This is a genomic window from Benzoatithermus flavus (assembly GCF_037908215.1).
Taxonomy (GTDB): domain Bacteria; phylum Pseudomonadota; class Alphaproteobacteria; order Geminicoccales; family Geminicoccaceae; genus Benzoatithermus; species Benzoatithermus flavus.
Genome location: NZ_JBBLZC010000106.1, coordinates 1 through 608, shown reverse-complemented (window position 1 = coordinate 608; position 608 = coordinate 1). Strand labels below are relative to the sequence as shown.

Genomic DNA, 608 nt, shown 5'->3' with positions numbered 1-608 from the left:
CTACCATCCATTCTTTTGTCTTTCCTTTTGGCGGCAAGCGCCTGGCTATACGGCTGCCAAGCAAAACCGGAGGCACATAAGGCCCAAACATCGAACGACCCATTGACGATTTATACAACCGTCTATCCGCTTGAAGACTTTACGAAAAAAATCGGCGGCGACGCCGTGAACGTCAAAAGCGTTTACCCGCCGGGAGTGGAAGCCCATACGTTCGAACCGACACCCAAAACCGTGCAGCAGATTGCCGATGCGGACGCCTTCATTTACATTGGCCACGGGATGGAGCCGTTCGCCGAAAAACTGCAGGAAACATTACAAAATGAGCACGTCCGATTTCTCGTTGCCACAAACGGCATCGAATTGCTTGAATCGAACCATGAACAGGAGCATGCGCATGGCGAAGGGCACAAAGATGAACACAGAGACAAAGATCCTCACGTATGGCTTGACCCCATCCGATCCATTTCGATCGCCGAGAACATCCGCGATTTGCTGATGGAACTGAAACCTGAAAAAAAAGACCTGTTTATGCAAAACTTTGAAACGTTAAAGATGAAACTCGAGCGCCTTGACGGGCAATTCCGTTCAACAGTGGAGAAAGCTCCCAG

At 50.0% G+C, this 608-nt stretch carries 1 protein-coding gene; it reads left to right on the top strand.

The window, feature by feature from the left end; translation table 11 throughout:
• Window positions 1-9: 9 nt before the first annotated feature.
• On the top strand, window positions 10-608 hold a 599-nt coding region (locus U1T56_RS24325), incomplete at its 3' end, for a metal ABC transporter solute-binding protein, Zn/Mn family (RefSeq protein ID WP_418162061.1).